Source organism: Streptomyces sp. NBC_00019, from assembly GCF_045041015.1.
Classification (GTDB): domain Bacteria; phylum Actinomycetota; class Actinomycetes; order Streptomycetales; family Streptomycetaceae; genus Streptomyces.
The window spans coordinates 2937003-2955725 of record NZ_CP108302.1 but is presented as its reverse complement, the minus strand read 5'-3'; the positions used below and the strand labels follow the sequence as shown (position 1 = coordinate 2955725).

At 70.7% G+C, this 18723-nt stretch carries 19 protein-coding genes and 1 pseudogene; 11 read left to right on the top strand and 9 right to left on the bottom strand.

The features are described from left to right. Positions 1–8 precede the first annotated feature (8 nt). Positions 9–686, top strand: a complete 678-nt coding sequence (locus tag OHU89_RS14155) for a uracil-DNA glycosylase (RefSeq protein WP_405642857.1) — start codon at positions 9–11, stop codon at positions 684–686. A 37-nt stretch (positions 687–723) separates the two neighbouring features. Continuing rightward, complete coding sequence (gene pip, locus OHU89_RS14150) at positions 724–1695, top strand: prolyl aminopeptidase (protein WP_405642855.1); 972 nt, start codon at positions 724–726, stop codon at positions 1693–1695. A gap of 6 nt (positions 1696–1701) precedes the next feature. Here pip and OHU89_RS14145 read toward each other — a convergent pair whose 3' ends face one another. Next, positions 1702–2370 carry a GntR family transcriptional regulator gene (locus tag OHU89_RS14145; protein WP_266893852.1) on the bottom strand — a complete coding sequence of 223 codons (669 nt, stop codon included), beginning with the start codon at positions 2368–2370 and terminating at the stop codon, positions 1702–1704. 158 nt (positions 2371–2528) lie between these two features. On the opposite strand from OHU89_RS14145, the gene OHU89_RS14140 reads away from it, so the two are divergent. Together OHU89_RS14140 and OHU89_RS14135 are read left to right on the top strand one after the other, a co-directional pair. Next, on the top strand, positions 2529–3989 hold the full coding sequence (locus tag OHU89_RS14140) for an NCS1 family nucleobase:cation symporter-1 (protein WP_405642852.1): 1461 nt from the start codon (positions 2529–2531) through the stop codon (positions 3987–3989). A gap of 5 nt (positions 3990–3994) precedes the next feature. Next, the gene (locus tag OHU89_RS14135; protein WP_405642850.1) at positions 3995–4714 is read left to right on the top strand and encodes an aspartate/glutamate racemase family protein; all 720 of its coding nucleotides are present in this window, start codon (positions 3995–3997) and stop codon (positions 4712–4714) included. Positions 4715–4869: 155 nt separating this feature from the next. Here OHU89_RS14135 and OHU89_RS14130 read toward each other — a convergent pair whose 3' ends face one another. The 4 genes from OHU89_RS14130 to OHU89_RS14115 all read right to left on the bottom strand — a co-directional run bounded on the left by OHU89_RS14130 (position 4870) and on the right by OHU89_RS14115 (position 6962). Then, entirely contained in the window at positions 4870–5328 is a 459-nt protein-coding gene (locus OHU89_RS14130) for a GNAT family N-acetyltransferase (RefSeq protein WP_405642848.1), read from the bottom strand. A gap of 190 nt (positions 5329–5518) precedes the next feature. Next, a complete protein-coding gene (locus OHU89_RS14125) occupies positions 5519–5962 on the bottom strand; it encodes a hypothetical protein (RefSeq protein WP_266893860.1) in 444 nt (147 codons plus the stop codon). 183 nt (positions 5963–6145) lie between these two features. Then, positions 6146–6544, bottom strand: a complete 399-nt coding sequence (locus OHU89_RS14120) for a RidA family protein (RefSeq protein WP_405642846.1) — start codon at positions 6542–6544, stop codon at positions 6146–6148. 40 nt (positions 6545–6584) lie between these two features. Continuing rightward, complete coding sequence (locus OHU89_RS14115; protein WP_405642844.1) at positions 6585–6962, bottom strand: hypothetical protein; 378 nt, start codon at positions 6960–6962, stop codon at positions 6585–6587. 203 nt (positions 6963–7165) lie between these two features. Here OHU89_RS14115 and OHU89_RS14110 point away from each other — a divergent pair, with 203 nt between their 5' ends. After that, positions 7166–7549, top strand: a complete 384-nt coding sequence (locus OHU89_RS14110; protein WP_405642842.1) for a hypothetical protein — start codon at positions 7166–7168, stop codon at positions 7547–7549. A 13-nt stretch (positions 7550–7562) separates the two neighbouring features. Here the strand turns inward: OHU89_RS14110 and OHU89_RS14105 are convergent, their stop codons facing one another. Together OHU89_RS14105 and OHU89_RS14100 are read right to left on the bottom strand one after the other, a co-directional pair. Then, positions 7563–8216: a hypothetical protein gene (locus OHU89_RS14105; protein WP_405642841.1), complete on the bottom strand. Its 654-nt coding sequence runs from the start codon at positions 8214–8216 to the stop codon at positions 7563–7565. Positions 8217–8292: 76 nt separating this feature from the next. Beyond that, on the bottom strand, positions 8293–8904 hold the full coding sequence (locus OHU89_RS14100; protein ID WP_405642839.1) for a hypothetical protein: 612 nt from the start codon (positions 8902–8904) through the stop codon (positions 8293–8295). 120 nt (positions 8905–9024) lie between these two features. Here OHU89_RS14100 and OHU89_RS14095 point away from each other — a divergent pair. The 3 genes and pseudogenes from OHU89_RS14095 to OHU89_RS14085 all read left to right on the top strand — a co-directional run bounded on the left by OHU89_RS14095 (position 9025) and on the right by OHU89_RS14085 (position 13083). Continuing rightward, positions 9025–9847, top strand: a pseudogene (locus OHU89_RS14095) (nucleotidyltransferase domain-containing protein). A gap of 41 nt (positions 9848–9888) precedes the next feature. After that, positions 9889–10620, top strand: a complete 732-nt coding sequence (locus tag OHU89_RS14090; protein WP_171145679.1) for a hypothetical protein — start codon at positions 9889–9891, stop codon at positions 10618–10620. A 582-nt stretch (positions 10621–11202) separates the two neighbouring features. Then, positions 11203–13083: an FUSC family protein gene (locus OHU89_RS14085; protein ID WP_405642837.1), complete on the top strand. Its 1881-nt coding sequence runs from the start codon at positions 11203–11205 to the stop codon at positions 13081–13083. A 110-nt stretch (positions 13084–13193) separates the two neighbouring features. On the opposite strand, the gene OHU89_RS14080 is transcribed toward OHU89_RS14085, so the two are convergent. Continuing rightward, positions 13194–14144 (bottom strand): endonuclease/exonuclease/phosphatase family protein, encoded by a 951-nt coding sequence (locus OHU89_RS14080; RefSeq protein ID WP_405642835.1) that lies wholly within the window; start codon positions 14142–14144, stop codon positions 13194–13196. Positions 14145–14269: 125 nt separating this feature from the next. On the opposite strand from OHU89_RS14080, the gene OHU89_RS14075 reads away from it, so the two are divergent. From OHU89_RS14075 to OHU89_RS14065, 3 genes are all read left to right on the top strand, one after another. Then, positions 14270–15616 (top strand): amidohydrolase, encoded by a 1347-nt coding sequence (locus OHU89_RS14075; protein WP_405642833.1) that lies wholly within the window; start codon positions 14270–14272, stop codon positions 15614–15616. 78 nt (positions 15617–15694) lie between these two features. Beyond that, positions 15695–16384: a DUF899 domain-containing protein gene (locus OHU89_RS14070; RefSeq protein ID WP_405642831.1), complete on the top strand. Its 690-nt coding sequence runs from the start codon at positions 15695–15697 to the stop codon at positions 16382–16384. 155 nt (positions 16385–16539) lie between these two features. Beyond that, positions 16540–16722, top strand: coding sequence for a hypothetical protein (locus tag OHU89_RS14065; protein ID WP_405642829.1), 183 nt, complete (start codon positions 16540–16542; stop codon positions 16720–16722). A gap of 3 nt (positions 16723–16725) precedes the next feature. Here the strand turns inward: OHU89_RS14065 and OHU89_RS14060 are convergent, their stop codons facing one another. Beyond that, entirely contained in the window at positions 16726–18657 is a 1932-nt protein-coding gene (locus OHU89_RS14060) for an ABC transporter ATP-binding protein (RefSeq protein ID WP_405642827.1), read from the bottom strand. Positions 18658–18723: the final 66 nt, after the last annotated feature.

Sequence of the window (18723 nt, the reverse complement as noted above, 5' to 3'; positions counted from 1 at the left end):
GTTGAGGCGTGGACCCTCTCGCTGAGCTCGACCGGCGCATCGCGGACTGCCGTGCCTGCCCCCGGCTGGTCGACTGGCGCGAGGAGGTGGCCCGTACCAAGCGGGCCGCCTTCGCCGACCAGACGTACTGGGGCCGTGCGGTGCCCGGCTTCGGACCGCCCGACGCCCGGCTGCTGATCGTCGGCCTCGCGCCGGCCGCGCACGGCGGCAACCGCACCGGCCGTATGTTCACCGGTGACCGCTCCGGAGACGTGCTGTACCAGGCGCTGTACGACGTCGGCCTCGCCTCCCGGCCCACCGCGGTGAGCGTGGACGACGGCCTGGAGCTGCACGGCGTCCGCGTCACCTCGCCCGTGCACTGCGCGCCGCCCGCCAACAAGCCCACGCCGGGGGAGCGGGACACCTGTCGGCCCTGGCTGGTCCAGGAGCTGAGGCTGCTGCGGCCGACCCTGCGGTCCGTGGTCGTGCTCGGTGCCTTCGGCTGGCAGGCCACGTTGCCCGCGCTGGCGGAGGCGGGGTGGAACGTGCCCCGGCCGCGGCCCGTGTTCGGGCACGGGGCGCGGGTGCCGCTGGACGGGATCGACCTCTTCGGGTGCTTCCACGTCAGCCAGCGCAACACCTTCACCGGCCGGCTGACCCCGGAGATGCTGCGGGAGGTGCTGCGTTCGGCGGCAGGTCTCCATTGAGGGGACCGGGCCGTCGTGCGGGGGTTAAGGTCGCCGGATGCCTCTCTACCCGGACATCGAACCGTACGACCACGGCATGCTCGACGTCGGTGACGGCAACCGCGTCCACTGGGAGATCTGCGGGAACCCGCGCGGCAAGCCCGCGGTGGTGCTGCACGGCGGGCCGGGGTCCGGCAGCGGGCCGTACTTCCGGCGGCTCTTCGACCCGGCCGCGTATCGGATCGTGCTGCTCGATCAGCGGGGCGCCGGGCGTTCGACGCCGCCCGCGAGCGTGTACGACACCGACATGAGCGTCAATACGATGCCGCACCTCATCGCCGATCTGGAGCTGCTGCGGCAGCACCTCGGGATCGATCGGTGGCTGGTGTGGGGTGTGTCGTTCGGGTCGGTGCTGGGGCTGCGGTACGCGCAGACGCATCCGGCGGCCGTGAGCGAGCTGGTGCTGACGGGGGTCGCGACCGGGTCGGACGCCGAAGTCGCCCTGTTGACCAGGGGACTTGGGCAGATCTTTCCGCACGCGTTCGAGCGGTTCGTCGGCGAGCTGCCCATGCTTGAACGGTCCGGAAACCTCGCCGCCGCCTACAACCGGCTCGTCGAGTCGCCCGATCCCGACGTGCGGGCACGGGCGGCCCGGGCCTGGACCGACTGGGAGACGGCGACCATTCCGGCGCCGCCCAGGTCGGTCGAGCGCTTCGAGGACCCGGATTTCCGGATGGGTTTCGCCCGCACGGTCACGCACTACTGGGGAAACGGTCACTTCCTGGGCGCGGACGAGGTCGTCCTGCGCGAGGCGCCTCTGCTGAAGGGCATCCCGGGCACGCTGGTGCAGGGCAGCCTCGACTTCGGGAACCTCGCCGGGATCGTCTGGCGCCTCCATCACGCCTGGCCGGGCAGCGAGTTGGTGGTGATCGACGAGGTCGGGCACAACGCCGGGGCGCCCGGAGTGGCCGAGGCGATGGTGGCGGCGACGGACAAGTACGCGCGTCAGTGGAAGAGTTCGCCCAGGTGAGTTCGGCTAGGTGAGTTCGGCGTCCTCGCCGAACAGCTGGCGGACCGTCGACTCGTAGTTGGTCCGCACGTGCGCGAGTGCGTGCGCGCGGGCCCGCTCCGGGTCGCCGGACGCGATCGCCTCGTACAACTCCCGGTGCTCGACGAGGAGTTGGGGCCACTCCTCGTTCCGTCGGGTCATCCAGCGCAGTCGGCCCGCGACCGGTTCGAGCGCCTCTATCAGCAGGCTGTTCCCGGCCATCGCCACGATCCGGTCGTGCAGCCGGCTGTTGATGTCCGTGATCGTCTCCGCGTCACCGGCTTCGGTCGCGGTGGCCGCCTGGTCGAGGAGCTGCTCGACCTCGGCCAGATCCTGCGGGGTCGCGCGGGCCGCGGCCAGGGCGGCGGCGTACACCTCCAACGCCTCGCGCAGCTCGAAGAGTTCCTTGACATCCTTCGGGGTCAGCCGTCGTACGACCGTACGGCGGGGTGTCTCGAAGTGGACGAAGCCCTCGGTCACCAGTGCCCGGATCGCCTCGCGGACCGGCACCCGGGAGACTCCGAAGCGCTCTGCCAGCTCCCGCTCGACCAGTCTGTCGCCCGGCCGGAGATGGCCCGCGATGATCTCCTGCCGCAGTGTGACCAGGACACGCTCACGGACGGCGCCCAGGGGTTCGATCTTCGTCGTGGAGCTCATGGAGCAATCTTCGCCGACTCCGGAGGTGTTTTACGGAGCGTTAACGAACACGACATCGGTCGGAACGCTTGACGGGAGGACTATGACCGCAGTTTGGTATACCAAAACGGCTGCCAGGCTACCGCCGCCCTCCTCCCTCCCCGTCCCTGGAGGCCCCCGTGTCCCTCGCCGACCACGCCGAAGCCACCGGCGCGCCAGCGTTCGTCCCCGACCCCCGGCTCACCAACGAAGACCTCGCGCCCGCAGGCAAGCGGAACTGGAAGGTCTTCGACCTCTTCGCCATGTGGATGTCCGACGTCCACAACCTGGGCAACTACACGTTCGCGGCGGGCCTGCTCGTCCTCGGCATGAACGTGTGGCAGGTCTTCACCTCCCTGCTCGTCGGCTTCGTGATCATCTACATCGGCATGAACTGGATGGGGAAGATCGGCCAGCGCCACGGTGTGCCCTTCCCCGTCGTCAGCCGCATCAGCTTCGGCGTGTGGGGCGCGAACATCCCGGCGCTGATCAGGGCCGTCATCGCCATCATGTGGTACGGCATCCAGACCTACCTGGCCTCCGTCGCGGTCAACGTGATGCTGCTGGCCGCCTGGCCGGGCCTGGAGTCCTGGACGCACAACTCCTTCCTCGGCCTGGACGCGCTCGGCTGGGTCTCCTTCCTCTCCCTGTGGCTCGTCCAGGCGCTGATCATCAGCCAGGGCATGGAGTCGGTGCGCAAGTTCCAGGACTTCTGCGGACCGGCGATCTGGCTGGTGATGATCGCGCTGGCGATCTGGGTCCTGGCCAAGGCCGGCTGGACCATCTCGCTCACCTCGACCCCGCACCCGGTCTCGGTCGGCGAGCAGTGGCGGCAGTGGTTCGGCGCGATCGGCCTGATCCTCGCCACGTACGGCACGCTGATGCTCAACTTCTGCGACTTCTCCCGCTTCGCGCCGGACTACCGCACGGTGCGGCGTGGCAACTTCTGGGGCCTGCCGATCAACTCCACCGCCTTCGTGGTGGTTTCCGTCATCGTCACCGCCGGCTCGCTGGAGGTGTGGGGCGAGGCCATCACCGACCCGGCGGAGCTGGTGGCCAAGGTCGGCAACACCTGGGTCCTGGTCCTCGGCGCGCTGACCTTCGCCATCGCCACCATGGGCGTCAACATCGTCGCCAACTTCGTCTCCCCGGCGTACGACCTCGCCAACGTCTGGCCGCAGAAGATCACCTTCAGGGTCGGCGGCATGATCAGCACGGTGGCGGCGCTGCTCGTGACCCCCTGGAACCTCTTCTCCAACCCGACGGTCGTCAACTACTTCCTCGGCGGCCTCGGCGCCTTCCTCGGCCCGCTGTTCGGCGTGATCATGCTCGACTACTACTGGGTCAAGAAGCGCCGCGTGGACGTGAACGAACTGTTCGACGCCACGCCCGGCTCCCGCTACTACTACCGCAAGGGCGTCAACCCCAAGGCCCTGTGGGCGTTCCTGCCGGCGGCGGGGGTCGCGGCGGTGCTCGCGCTGGTGAAGACGTTCAGCGATGTGGCGCCGTACTCCTGGTTCATCGGCACCGCGCTGGCCGCGGGACTGTACGCGCTCCTGTGTCGGAGCGAGCGAACTTCTCCCGAGGCGGCGGAGGTCTGAGCGGAGTGCGGATCGTCGTCACCAACTGCAACACCACGCAGGAGATGACCGAGGAGATCGTACGAGGTGCCCGGGCCGCGGCAGGCCCGGGCACCGCCGTGACCGGGCTGACGCCGCAGTGGGGGCCCGAGTCGGCGGAGGGCTGGCTCGACAGCTATCTCTCGGCGGCCGCGGTGATCGACCTCCTGCGGACCTACGAGGGTCCCGCGTACGACGCCGTCGTCATGGCCGGCTTCGGCGAGCACGGGCGCGAAGGCGTCCGGGAACTGGTGGACGTCCCCGTCGTCGACATCACGGAGGCGGCGGCCCATCTGGCCTGTCTCCTCGGCCGTCGGTACGGGGTCGTCACCACGCTGGAACGCTCCTGCGGCCAGATCGAGGACAGCCTGGAACTGGCGGGCGTGGGCCGCAACTGCGTCGCCGTGGTCGGCACGGGACTGAACGTGCTGGACCTCGGGGACGCCGCCCGTACGGAGGCGGCGTTCCTCGCCGCCGCGGAACGGGCCCGTCAAGCCGGCGCCGAGGTACTGGTGCTGGGCTGCGCCGGGATGACGGGGCTCCAGCGGGTGGTGGGGGAGAAGCTGGGGCTGCCGGTGGTCGACGGGGTGGGCGCGGCGGTGAAGCTGGCGGAGTCGCTGGTGGGGCTGGGGCTGCGGACCAGCAAGGTGGGGGGATATGCGGGGCCGCTGCCCAAGGGGCGGGTCTGGGGGCGGGGAACGGGGTGACACGGGCGGCGAGGTGGCCTCCGCCCGGGTGATCCCGAGGGCGACCTGTCCGGTGCTGCGTCCGGTCGGGCAGGCGCGGCCCCCGGCGGCCCGCTGGTGGCCGTCGTACGCAGTGGAGCCGGCCGGCAACGCCGGTGGCTGAAACCGCCCGTGCCCTACGGCTGCCAGACGTACCGCACGTCCGGCTCCCGCTCCTCGTTCTCGCTGCCGTCCGTGTGCTCGACGGCGACGAAGCCGTGCCGTTCGTAGAAGCGGTGGGCGGGCTTGTTGACCTGGAAGGTCCACAGGTGGAGGCCTTGCGGACTGCGCCCCTTGGCCAGCTCGACGAACCGGTCGCCGATGCCGCGCCCACGCCAGTCGGGGGCGATATAGAGCTGGGACAGGAGCTCGCCGTTCAGCACCATCACTCCCACGATCCCGTCCGAGTCCGCCACCCAGGTCTCCCGCAGCGGTACGACCACCTCCCGGAAGTAGTCCCGCACCTCGTCGTCGGACCGAGGCCGGACGACGGTCGGCAGCGCGGCGGCGAAGGAGCGCAGCCAGACGTCGGCTGTTGCTGCGGCGTCGGGGGCGGTCGCCCGACGCAGGGTGATCGTGGAGTCGTATGAGGTCACGCGACGGGATCCTGCCAGGGCGCCGACAGCCACCGCACCGCATTTCCGGGGGGAAGGAGCGACAGCGGGTCGACCGTCGACGCACCGTGCCGGTGCCGTGAAACCCGCACCCCAAGCCTCGGGTGCGGGCGGCGCTGCGAACAAGCGGGCCGCCAACGCCCGCATCACGCCCGGCTCATCGAGGGTCTCGTCAGGTGAGGTTGCTCACCCAGCCGGAGCAGGTACCCGCAGTGATCGTCTTGGTGGACCAGTGGCCCAGGCAGACGCGGAAGCGGACCGTGGCACTCTCGGTGAAGTCCTTGTTCTTGTAGCGGTCGGCGCCGGAGCCGTCAGCGTTGAAGATGGAGCCCCATCGGCTCCCCACTTCCCAGTCGATGACGGCGGAGGAGCCGTCCGGCTTCCCGTCGTAGACCTCGAACCAGTCGCCGGGGGGAGAGAAGCAGGCCCGGTATACGTTGCTGCCGTCCTCCTTGATGACGGCGCACTTCACCCACTCGACCTCGTTGGAGGAATCAGTGGCGGTCGCGCGCTCGACCTCGGCGGCGGCGTTTGCCTGGGTGACGGTGAGGAGGAGGGCAGCGGACAGGGTGCCTGCGACGGTGCCTATTCGCTTGAGCCGGCGGTTCTTAGTCACACGGTTCCTTCTGTGAGTGGTGTCCAACGAGGTGTTGGCGAGCTCAAAAGGCTAGCCACGAGGGATGTGTTAATCAAGCAACTGTTCGATTTGGCCACTTGGTGGACGATGAGCGTGAGGGATGCAAATCCCCTTGTTCCCAGGCCTGTTGGGCGCTCCCGGTCATGATCCGTCGGACAGGCCTCAGGGGACGACGGCTGTCGCCGTGATCTCCACCAGCTGTCCCGCGTACCCGAGGCAGGCCACCCCGAGCAGCGTCGACGAGTGCGGGCCGGTGCTGAGGCCGGACGCCTCCACGACCTCCCAGACGGCCGAGAGTACCGAGGTCTCACTGCTCACGACGTACACCTCGGTGTGCAGGACGTGCGCCAAGTCGCTGCCGACCGCCCGCAGTTGCTCCTGGAGGTTCGCCATCACCTGCTCGGCCTGCCGAACCGGGTCCCCCTCGCCGACGATGCTGCCCTCGGCGTCGAGCGGCACCGAACCGGCGAGAAACGCGAGCTTCGTGCCGGCCTCCACGACGGAGGCGTGGGAGTAGGTGGGCGGCGGAAAGAGGGCGGGGACGGTGACGCGACGGATCACGAGGGCTCCAGCGGTGGGCGGAGGACGGTCAACTTCGCGATCATCCAAGCCCTGTTCCAAGGCCGCATCCGATTTTCCCGCCGGGGGATCCTCCCCTCGCCGAGATGCCAGCGAGCGCCTTCTCCCGGTCGGGCTCCTCTCTCCTCGCCGGCCTGGAGCGGAACTCATGACTCTGCTCGGCCGCTTCGACCCGCTCGAGCCGGTACAGACGTGCCGGGATCGAAGCCCGGACGCGCGGATCGACGCTCAGTCGGTGCGGCGGCCCGAGCAGCCGGTGCACCATGCCCCCGGCCGTCCATCCCCGCATCCGCAGGCCGGCGAGCGAGACATGCCGCCGCCCGTCCTCCTCGTGCTCCCCGCGACCCATCACCATCGCTACCTCCCCCGTGGCACGCCTCGGCCCCTCGACCGCGGCCATCAGTAACTCTCCGTGACGCACATCCCATTGAAGCGCACCCCACTGACAATCGCCCGCGACGGACGCCGCCTGTGGATAACCACTCGACAGCACGGCCCGCGGCTGCCAGCCTCCCGCTATGCGCGACCAACACCTGGGACGTTTCACGGCGGCGGACTTCTAGCGCCGCACCGGACACTCCGGTGGGCCGCGGAAGGTCTGCCATGTCACGCACCGTTCACCACGTCCCCAGCCGCCACCGCACCCTGCCCGCCTTCTGGCCGCTCGGTCTGCCGGGCCCCTGGACGGGCCACGCGCTCACCGAACTCCGCTACTCCGACACGGAGTTGAGCCGAGCCGAGCGCGAGGGGCGCCGCCCCGTGCCGAGGCTCGCCGGGCGGAGCTTCACCTCGTACACGTACTCCCGCGCCGTGAACGAACGCCGGTACAGCCCCTACGAACGCCGGGCCAGAGCCGCCCTCCAGGTCTTCCGCACCGCCGCCCGACGGCACCTGCGTGCGGCCCCCACGGATGCGCTGCTGCTGTGGGCCGAGGATCTGGACCACCCGCCGACCCGCCACCGGCATCGCGACCTGTGGGAGGCGTGACGGATGCCGCACGTCATGTCCGCGGTGGACCGAACTCCCGGTCGCGCAGCTGCCGTTCGCACTCCTGCGCAAGGTCCGGGTACGCCTCGGCGATGGCGGCGTAGACCCTCCGGCGCAGCAGCTCCTCCGCGGCCGCGCGGCCGGTGTGTCCACGCAGTCCGTCGAGCAGCTCGTCGTGGCGTGTCAGCCGGTGACGCAGATAGTTGACCTTCCACCGGGCCAGCGCTTCCGGTGCGGCGCTCTCGACCGCGGCGGGACCGGGTGCATGGTCCCGACGCCCGTGCCCTCGTTCCTCGTCACGGTGGTTGCGATGCGCGACGGCCGCCGCCGACAGCCGGTCGGGAGGCAACCGCGGGACGTCGACGGGCTCCGCGGCGATACGCGCCAGCACTTCCCGCCGCCTGCGCTGCGCGGCGGCCTTCGCCGCGACGGAGCGACGGACGGAAGCCGCCGACACCGCCCTGAACTCCTCGCTCGCCTCCACCGCTTCGACCCGCTCGACGCGGTAGAGGCGGGTCTGCGGAGCCGTCCGGAAGTACGGGTTGGCCCGCAGCAGATCGGGCTCGCCGAGCAGTTGTCGCACCATCCTGACGGTCCAGCCGCGGGCGCGCAGACCGGCCGTGGAGAGGTGGGTATCGCGCGGTCGGCATGCCTTGTCGTGCGTCATCGCAAACTCCCCCGTCGTTACAGTGAGTGACGAGTTCATTGATAACGCGTGCCACTGACAATGGGGCGAGCCCGTTTCAGCTCTGGGCGCCCTCCGGGCTCACCCGGCCCGCGGGAGCCGTGCTTTCCGGCCAGCGTGGTGCCGGAAGGTTGATCAGGTCGCTGACGTCCGCCACCTCCCGCAGGTTCTCCGCCAGCGAGGCGAGGGTCACGCGCACCTCGGCGATCTGTGCACGCAACGCGTCCGCGTGTTCCCACTGCCGTTCCCACACCACCGGATCCACTCCCTCCGGGCGCTGGGACTCGTACGCCGTCAGTCGTGGATGCCACGACGAGAGCAGGGGCCGCAGCACACGGTTGAGGACCGTGACGGCGAGGACGCCGAAGCTGACGTGCCCGGGGGCCAGCGGAGGGGCGACCTCGGGGCCGTAGCGGCGCAGGATCTCGCGGGTGGTGTCGAAGAACGTGTAGAGGGACGACAGCGCCTCCCGAAGGAAGCCCTCCTCGGGGTCGAGCTCCTCGACCGACACGCGCGTGACGAGCTCCAGGTACAACTCCCAGGCCGCACTGCGCTCCGCGTCGGCCGGTTCCCACGTGCCGGTGATGTCGCCGACGAACGGGATCGCCAGCCTGGCCGTGATCTGCGTCGGTCCGCTCGGTCGACGCCGCTTGCGCTGCCTGATTCCCATGATCACTCTCCCCGCAACCACAGTAGGGCAACTCGCAGTCGGGGAGGACTGCTTCGGCCGTCGATGTGAGGGTGCGCAATTGCGTGGAGCCACGTCACCCGCCCACCTACGCTGCAGCACATGCCCACTCTCCCCGACCCCGTCTTCCTCGACACCACCGCCGACCGCCTCGCCACCCTCCCCGCCGTCCACGCCGTGGCCCTCGGCGGCTCGCGAGCCCAGGGCACGAACCGGCCGGACAGCGACTGGGACCTCGCCGTCTACTACCGCGGCCCCTTCGACCCCGCCGACCTCCGCGCTGTTGGCTGGGAGGGCGAGGTGTCGGACGTCGGCGGATGGGGTGGTGGCGTCTTCAACGGGGGCGCGTGGCTGACCATCGACGGACGGCGGGTCGATGTGCACTACCGCGATCTCGACGTCGTGGAGCACGAGTTGGCGGAGGCGGAGGCCGGGCGCTTCCGGGTGGAGCCGCTGATGTTCCATCTCGCGGGGATTCCCAGTTACCTGGTGGTGGCGGAGCTGGCCGTCAACCAGGTGCTGCGGGGCGGACTGCCGAAGCCCGCCGCGTATCCCGAGAAACTGAGGGCCTCCGCCCCCGAACGCTGGCACGGCACCGCCCGAGCCACCCTCGCCTACGCCAAGTCCGCCCACGCCCCGTCCGGCCGCGTCACCGAACTCGCCGGCGCGATCGCCACAGCCGCCACGCAGGCGGCGCACGGGGTGTTGGCGGGGCGGGGGGAGTGGGTGACCAATGAGAAGCGGTTGTTGGAGCGGGCGGGGTTGCGGGGGGGTGGACGCTGTCATCGCGTCACTGTCCACGGGAAAGGATCCGGCCGCGCTGCACGAGGCGGCCGATCACGCTCAGGCGCTCTTCGAGCAGGCCGGTGGGCAGAAGCACGCGGACGCCCAGGCGCCCGTTCCTGCCGGATCCGCCGACGAATAACCTTTCGAAATGCGGCCGTTGTCGCTGGTAACGTCCCTGACGTGGCGAAACTCAATCAGATCATCGCAGTCGAGAAAGGCGTCAAGTCCAAGGCGCACCAGGACCTGACGGCAGCTCACCATGGGCTGCAGAAGCCCGCGTTGCTGGCCGGTATCTCGCGTACCTATCAGCCGAAGGACGAGGAGGGTGAGCAACTGCCGCCCGAGTCGACCCGGGTGCAGGTGAAGGCGGAGGACGTGCTGCGGGAGACCGCGGCGACGCTTACGCGGCTGTTCGATGTGACCGCCACGAAGGACTGGGCCAACTGCGCCGCGCGCGCGGATGTGAAGGTGGACGGGCGGGTGCTCGTCGCCGATGTGCCGGTGTCGTATCTGCTGTTTCTGGAGAAGCAGCTCGTCGACCTCAACACGTTCGTACGGAAGTTGCCCGTGCTCGACGCCTCCGAGGGGTGGGTGCAGGACCCGTCCACGGACTCCTGGAAGACCGAGCCGGTGCGGACCCTCCGTACGAAGAAGGTGCCCCGCAACCATGTGAAGGCCGAGGCGACCGAGAAGCATCCCGCCCAGGTCGAGGTCTATTACGAGGACATCCCGATCGGATACTGGACCACCGTGAAGTTCTCCGGTGCGCTCCCGGCGCGGCGCGTCAATGAACTCCTCGACCGGGTCGAGAAGTTGCAGCAGGCCGTGAAGTTCGCCCGGGAAGAGGCGAACGGCGTGGATGTCGTCGACCAGCGGGTCGGGGACGCCGTGTTCGGTTACCTCTTCGGGTAATCTCAGAGAATCCCCGGTCCTTTGCGGCCGGGGTGCGCGAGGAGCGCAAGCTGAAGCTGAAGCTTGTCGTGACTTCGCGGTTCCAGTGGAGGTTCGAGTCCTCCCCGCGGCACCATCACGCGCCGCGGTAGCCCAACTGGCAGAGGCAGACCGCGATCAATCTCAGACTCTTGCTCCAGACTCAGTATTCGCCGTCGATCGCCGGATCGACCGGGCCCAGACCCAGGGCGTCGAGATGCTGGTTCAAGTCCAGTCCGCACAGCTCGATGTGCGGTGGTCCAAAGGCAGGACGCGACGACATGACGACTGATCTGGGTTCTCAAGTGTGCCGGCGTGCGAAATGGACGGCATTCACAGGGCCCGGGGGCAGGCTACGCCCTCGGGCCCGCTCCTTTTCCGCCATGCGCCCAGCGGTCCGCCGCGAGTTGCGTTCATAAAGAACCCGCCTCTCCGGCCAACCGTCACATCCCCGAAATACGACGGCCCCATCCTCTCCAAGAACGCGATCTACCGTGGACACCGACAGCCCGGCCACCGTCGCCCGAAGGCAGCCCCCGCCCTCGACCAGCCGACAGGAGCCCTGTGTCCCGCGCCACCCTGCGATCCCTTCCGCCCTGGCTCGACCACCCCCTGCGCGCCCAGCGCGGCCCCGTGCCCTGGAGTGCCGTCACGCGGGGCGCGCTGTCCGCCGGGCCGCTCCTCCTCGCCGCCGTGCTCGCCGGCGGCACCTCGCTCGGTGTCGTCGCCGCCATCGCCGCCATGCTCGCCGGCATCAACGACCGCCCCGGCAGCCGACGGACCTCCGTCAAGCGGCTCGGCATGCCCGCCCTGGCCGGAGCGGTCGGGCTGCTCGCCGGGACGTACGCCGGTGATCACCTCGGGGCCGTGACGCTCAGCCTGCTCCTCACCGGCGTCGGACTCGTCGCGGGCGGCGTGAGCGCCATCGGACCCGTCGCCTCCGGAGCCGGAACGCAGTTGCTCGTCGCGTGCGCCATCGGTGCCGGGATGCCGTTGCCGGACGAGGGGTGGCAGCGCGCCCTCGCCTATCTCGTGGGGGCCGGCTGGCTGCTCGGGCTGCGGCTCGCGCTGCCGACACCCGGTTCCCTCGCCGGGGACTTCCGGTTCGACGGCGAGCGGGAGGCGGTGGCGGCGGTCTACGACGCCGTCGCAGAGCTTCTCGACGCCGTCGGCACCTCGCATGCCACCACCCGGCGCGCAGCGCTCACCGCCGCTCTCGACCATGCGCAGGACGCCTTCGCCGGACCGCGGCTGCGCCGCTACGCCAGCTCCTCCGCCGAGCGGCGGCTGCACGCGCAGTACACCGCCGCGCTGCCGCTCGCCGAGGCCGCGACCGCGCTCGCGTGGGCGGGGGAGGCCGGCTCCGGGCGGGCGTCCGCGGGACCCCGACGGCTCGCCACCGCCGTACGCGAGAACACGCACACCGGGCCGCTGCCCGCGCCCACCCGTTCCGCACCCGCACTGCGGGCCCTCGACGACGCCCTCCTGCGCGCCGCCGAGGCCTTCGACCAGGCCGAGGGGAGCGACCTGCACACCCGTCGGCGTACCGGAAAGGACCTGCTGCGGGCCGTCTTCGGGGCCGGTGGACGCGAGTACGGGCTGCGGGTCGCCCTCTGCTTCGGGGCCAGCGCGGCCGTCGCGCAGGCCCTGCACCACGCCCGCTGGTACGGCCAGCACGAGCACTGGTACTGGCTGCCCGCCACCGCGGTCTTTCTCGTCAAGCCCGACCTCGGACCGCTCGCGTCCAGGGTGCTGTGCAGGGCCGCGGGGACCGTGCTCGGTGCGCTCGTCTTCGCCGGGTTCGCCGCGGTGCTGCCCAGGCCGGAGGGGCTCATCGCGCTCGTCGCCGTCAGCGGGGCCCTCATCCCGGTCGCCACCCGGCACTTCGCCGCCCAGACCGCCGTCGTCACCGTCCTCGTCCTGGCCCTGGTCATGGTCGGCGGCGAACCGCAGGCCTCCGCAGGGCGGATCGGCGAGACCCTGCTGGCCTGCGCGATCGTCCTCCTCGTCGGCCACCTCCCGATGCCGGGACAGCGCGGCGGGACGGTACGCGCCCGACTCACGGCGGCGAGCGGCGCGGCCCAGGCGTACCTCGACCACGTGCTGCGCGAGGCCGACATCGACCTGCGGGGCGACTCCGACCCCCGCGCCCTGCGCTGGGCCCTCCGCCGAGAGGCCTACCGCACCCTCGCCCAGGCCCGCACCGCCATCACCCTCGCCGCCGCCGAACTCCCCGCGCTCGCCCGGCACTCGGAAGGCGCGGACCACATCGTCGCCACCCTCGAACGCCTCGTCGACACGACCACCGCCTGCGCCGTCCACCTCGACGACTCGGGCCGCCTCACCCCGCACCACACCGAACGCCTCACCGAACTGCTGGGCGAACTGGAGAAGGACCGCGAACGGGTGGGACTACGACTGCCCGAACTGCCCCTGGCCGTATAACGCCGGGCCGCGAAACGCCCCTAAGGGGCGCGGGGAGCTGCGCGACCAGCCACAGCGGACCCGCATCCGCCAACGTCGGAAACCCCCCACGACGACCATGCGCACCGGTACTACCCCACCCGCACCCACACAGGCGCATGATCCGACCCCGCCACCCCCCGCCGCTCCACCGGATCGTCCCCCACCGGCGGCAGCCGCAGCGACTCCTCACCCGGCAGCCCCGTCCCCGCGACCGTCACCCGGCCGACCAGCCGACGGCTCAGCAACAGGTGGTCGATCAGCTCCCGGCGTCCGGAGTTGACACGGGAGAAGCGCTGCTCGGCCGGGATCTTCGGAGCCACGTTCCACAGCCGTACCGCATCGCCCCCGTCGGGCCGGTCGAAGGCGGGGGTGCCGAGCTCGGAGCCGGGCGGGCCGAGCAGGATCTGTGTGGTCGCCGCCTGGACCTCGTCGTTGAGGTCGCCCAGCACGACCACGTCCCGCTCGCGGCCGTCACCGTCCAGCAGCTCGTCGGCCAGCGCCCGCAGGGACGCCGCCTCCGCCGCCCGCCGGTACAGCGCGTACGCACCGAAGCGGGCCCGCTCGCCCTCGTCGCGCGGCTGGAACCGGCCGCCCGGATACGACAGCAGCTTCGACTTGAGATGGCACACCGCCGCCCGCAGCGGCCCGCTCTCCACAGCCGCCTCCACCGCCAGGAGGCCGCGGCCCGCCTCCGCCACCTCGAGCCCCTTGTCGTCCCCCTGCACCGGGCGCAGCTTCACCGGGAACCCCTTCGTGTCGTGCAGCACCTCGAACGGCGTGCGACTGAGGAAGCCGACCCGGATGCCCCGGCCGTCCGCGTGCCGGGAGAGCGCGGTGTGCCAGTCGCCGCCCAGCATGCCGACCAGGTCCCGCAGCGCCTCCGGCTCCCCGACCTCCTGCACGCCCAGCAGCGTCGGATCGAGCTCCGTGATCACCTCGGCCAGAGCGGCCAGCTTCGTCTCGTACGCCGCCTTGTCCCTGGGGCCGAACGGGCCGCCGGGCCGGTACAGGTTCTCCAGGTTCCAGGTGCCGATGAGCATGCCGGACCCCCTTCCAGATGCCGTGGTGAGGCCAGGGTGCTCGTCCGGCCGACCTCACGACAGAGTCGGGACAGGATGCGCGGTTCGGCTCACGCGGCGCGAGGACCCCGTCGTACGTTGGCGTGATGACCGACTCTCCCGCCGACCTCGTCATCACCGGATGCACCGTTCTCGTGCACGACGATCAGGAGCGCATCGGGTTCGAGGAGAACGCCACCATCGTCGTACGGGACGGAGTCATCGAGTCCGTCACGACGTCCTCCGAAAGCCCGCCCGTCGCCGAACACATCGATGCCCGTGGACAAGTCGCCCTCCCCGGACTCGTCAACTGCCACACCCACGCCCCGATGGTCGCCCTGCGCGGCGTCGCCGAGGACCTGCCCACGGAGGAGTGGTTCAACGACGTCGTCTGGCCGATCGAGTCCAACCTCACCGCCAAGGACGTGGAGTTGGGTGCACGGCTCGCCTGCGCCGAGATGATCCGCGCCGGTGTCACCTGCTTCGCCGACCACTACTTCTCGATGGACGCCGTCGCCTCCGTCGTCGAGGAGTGCGGGATGCGCGCTCATCTCGGCGAGGCCTACTTCTCCTCCCAGGGTCCCCAAGGGCGGGAGAAATCACTGGAGTTCGCGCTACGGCACCGGGGCGCCGCCGGCGGCCGCATCACCACCGCCCTCGCCCCGCACGCCCCCTACACCGTCGACGAAGACGACCTCGCCGCCACCGCCGCACTCGCCCGCGAGCACGGACTGCCTGTCCACCTCCACGCCTCCGAGAACCGCGATCAGGCGGAGACCAGCCTCGAACGCCACGGTGTCACCCCCATCGAGGTCCTGGCACGCACCGGCATCCTCGACGCCGACGTCCTCATCGCCCACGGCACCGGCATCCTCGACCGCGACCTGCCCGTTCTCGCCGGCGCTTCCGGCCGCGTCGCCGTCGCCACCGCACCCCGCGGCTACCTCAAGTTCGCCTGGCCCACCACCACACCCGTACGCGCCCTGCACGACCTCGGTATCCCCGTCGGACTCGCCACGGACGGCGCCGCCTCCAACAACTCCCTCGACGTATGGGAGTCGATGGCGCTCACCGCCCTCATCCAGAAGTCCACGACCGGCGACCCGCGATGGCTGACCTCCCGCCAGGCCCTGCACCACGCCACGCTCCAGAGCGCCCGCGCGGTCGGACTCGGCGACACCCTCGGCACCCTCGCCCCCGGCCGTCGCGCCGACATCGTCCTCGTCGACCTCACCGGCCCGCACACCCAGCCCGTCCATGACCTCGCCGCAACCCTCGTGCACAGCGCCCGCTCCTCCGACGTCCGCACGACGATCGTCGACGGCCGGATCCTGATGCGCGACCGCGAGCTGCTGACCCTCGATGTGGCCGAAGTCGTCCGGGAGTTGGGGGAGCGGATGCCCGCCCTCCTCGACCGCAGCCACGGAAAGCGCATCCAGGACTACGACACGTAAAAATCTTCCGACACGGCGATGAGTTCCGCCGCCGCCTTCGGTCAGCACTCGGAACGGACCGTCGCAGCAGGAGGAGCCATGTCGCTTCCGGAGACCGTCTCGCGTGAGCAGTGGCGCGCGGCGCGCAGGGAATTGCTGGTCAAGGAGAAGGCGGCCACGCGCGCGCGTGACGCGCTCAACGCCGAGCGGCGCGGGCTGCCGATGGTGGAGATCGACGCGGAGTACGTCTTCGAGGGCGGTGACGGGAAGGCCACGCTGCTCGACCTGTTCGAGGGACGGGACCAGCTCGTCGTCCACCACTTCATGTTCGCGCCCGAATGGGACGCGGGCTGCCGCAGCTGTTCGGCGTTCCTGGACCAGATCGGGCATCTCGCGCATCTGAAGGCACGCGGGACGACCTTCGCGGCCGTGTCCCGGGCGCCGTACACCAGGATCCTGCCGTTCAAGGCGCGGATGGGATGGACCGTGCCCTGGTACTCGTCGTTCGGCGGCGACTTCAACCACGACTTCGAGGTGACCCTGGAGCACGAGGGGGAGTCCTTCGAGCGGCCCGGCCTCAGCTGCTTCCTGCGGGACCGCGACCGGGTCTTCCACACCTACTCGACGTACGAACGCGGTCTCGACGGACTCGGCTCCACCACCAGCCTCCTGGATCTCACCGCGCTGGGCCGGCAGGAGGAGTGGGAGGAGCCGAAGGGGCGCGCGTCGGCGCTGGGGGCGCCTGCGGGGAGTGAGCGCATTCGCTATCACGATGAGTACGAGATATGACACGAACGGTAGTGGAAGTGACCGTTCGGTAACCAGATTCTCACGCTGAGCGCTGAACGCGTGTCAGCTACGTCTCAGTCCCGCAACTCACCGAGCCCTTCAGGCCCTCCAGAGCGTTAACTCCTAAAAGAACGACGCTTTATCGGAGGTGCAGGATGGTGAACGGGCGGACCGTGCTCGAGTGCTTTCCCGCAGGTGGGCCGCGAGGCTCGTGGCCGGCGGAGGAGTTCGCGCACGCGCGACGACTTGAGGGACTGCCCGCCGAGGTCGTGATGGACCTCGCGACGGACGCGTTCCTGGTGATCGTGCGGGGCGGCGAGGCCGCCGCCGTGGCGTGAGCGTCAGCTCGCCCTCGGCGCGGTGAACTGGTCCGCCTGGAGCGAGTACAGCTCCGCGTAGACCCCGCCCGTGGCCAGCAGTTCCTCCGGTGTGCCGGACTCCACGAGCCGGCCCTGTTCCAGGACGTGCACCAGGTCCGCGTGGCGCACGGACGCCAGCCGGTGGGTGATCAGGACCACCGTCTGTCCCGTGCCCGCCAGGGCGCGGATCTTCTCGAATACCTCCAGCTCGGCCCGGGCGTCCAGGGCCGCCGTCGGCTCGTCCACGATCAGGATGTGGCCGCGCCGGTACGCGGCCCGGGCGATGCCGAGCCGCTGCCACTGCCCGCCCGACAGCTCGTGCCCGCCGCTGAAGTGGCGGGCCAGCAGCGTGTCCAGGCCGCGCGGCAGATCGGCCACCACCTCCTGGGCCCCCGCCTCGGCGACCGCGTCGGCCAGCCGCTCCTCGGTCAGGGGCGCGGCCGAGCGGCCCACCGCCACATTGACCCTGGCCGTGAACGGCCACCTCTTGAAGTCCTGCGCCACCATCGCGATCCGCTCGGCGAGCAGCCGCCGGTCCGCACCGGCCGCGTCCACGCCGTCCCACAGGATCCGGCCCCGGTCGGGTGTGTAGAGACCGGAGAGCAGCTTCACGAGGGTCGTCTTGCCGGAGCCGTTCTCGCCGACGAGCGCGACGATCCGGCCGAGGGGGAGAGCCAGGGTGATGTCGTCGAGGGCGGGCCGGGTGGACTCGCCCGGATAGCTGAACGTGACGTTTTCGAAGCGGATCTCCTGAGGATCCTCGGGCAGCTCCTGCCCGCCGACCGGGATCGCCCGCTTCTCCGCCTCGACGTACAGCCGCTGAAGATCGCCCACGAACAGGGCCTCCTGGTGGAGCTGGTTCAGCTCCAGGACGAGACTGTCGAGGCTGGACGAGCCGGAGCGGATCGCGATCACGGCCGTGCCCGCGACGGACAGTGCCATGGCCCCGGCCAGCAGCAGACCGCCGAGCGTCGCGTACGTCGCCACCGTCGCGATCCCCGTCCAGGACGCCGCGATGAGTCCCGTACGGGCCGCGAGCCGGGCCAGTCGGGCCTGCTCCGCCTCCGCGACCTCCGACATCGCACGGTAGTGGTGGAGCAGGAAGGGCCCGACGCCGTGCAGACGGATCTCCGGCGCGGACTCCGGCTCGGTGAGCAGGCCGCTGAGGAGATGGCCGGCGCGGGCGTGCTGCACCCAGGTGTGGAAGGACTCGTACCGGCGGCGCGCGACGGTCAGGGCGCTCCAGGCGCTGGGCAGGGTCATCGTCACGAGCAGCGGTAGCAGGGCGGGGTGCAGCACGGTCAGGACACCGGCGGCCGCGATCAGGGAGATCGCCGCGTTCATGACCCGGGTGGCGTAGGCGATCATGCGGCGGGCGGAGGTGGCGCCGTACTGGGCGGTGTCCAGCAGCTTGTGGAAGGCGTGGTCCTCGATGGCGGCCAGCTCCACGGCCGCGGCCCGCTCCAGATACCGCTCGGTGGCGACGCGCTCGACCTTGGGCTCGAGGCGGCCGGTGGCGTACGTGGACGCGGCCCGCAGCAGCGCGGAGACCAGCATGACGCAGGCCATGGCGACGAGGGCGGGAACGGCACCGTGCAGCCGCTCCTCGATCGATCCGCCGCCCATCAGCCGGCCCAGCACGCTGTTCACGGCCAGCAGACTCACCGCCTGCGCCAGACCCCGGCCCGCCTCGGCGCCGAGCACGATCCGCGCGGCCTTGCGGTCCGCCTGCCAGGCCAGCCGGAAACTGAGCGCGAGCAGCGCCGGCAGCTGGCGCACCATGGCCCGGAAGCTCAGCTGCAGCCGGGCGTCGGAGTGACTGTTCCAGCCCGTGTCGTACCGCAGGGGCCCGCCGAAGAGCAGCCGCTCCGACTCGGACAGCTCGGGCTCCCTGACGTCCCGTTTCTTCGCCACCGTCGACCTCCCCCGCTCGTGGACGGAGGGCCACTATCGCGGGAGGGGGATGCCGGGGGCAGGGCG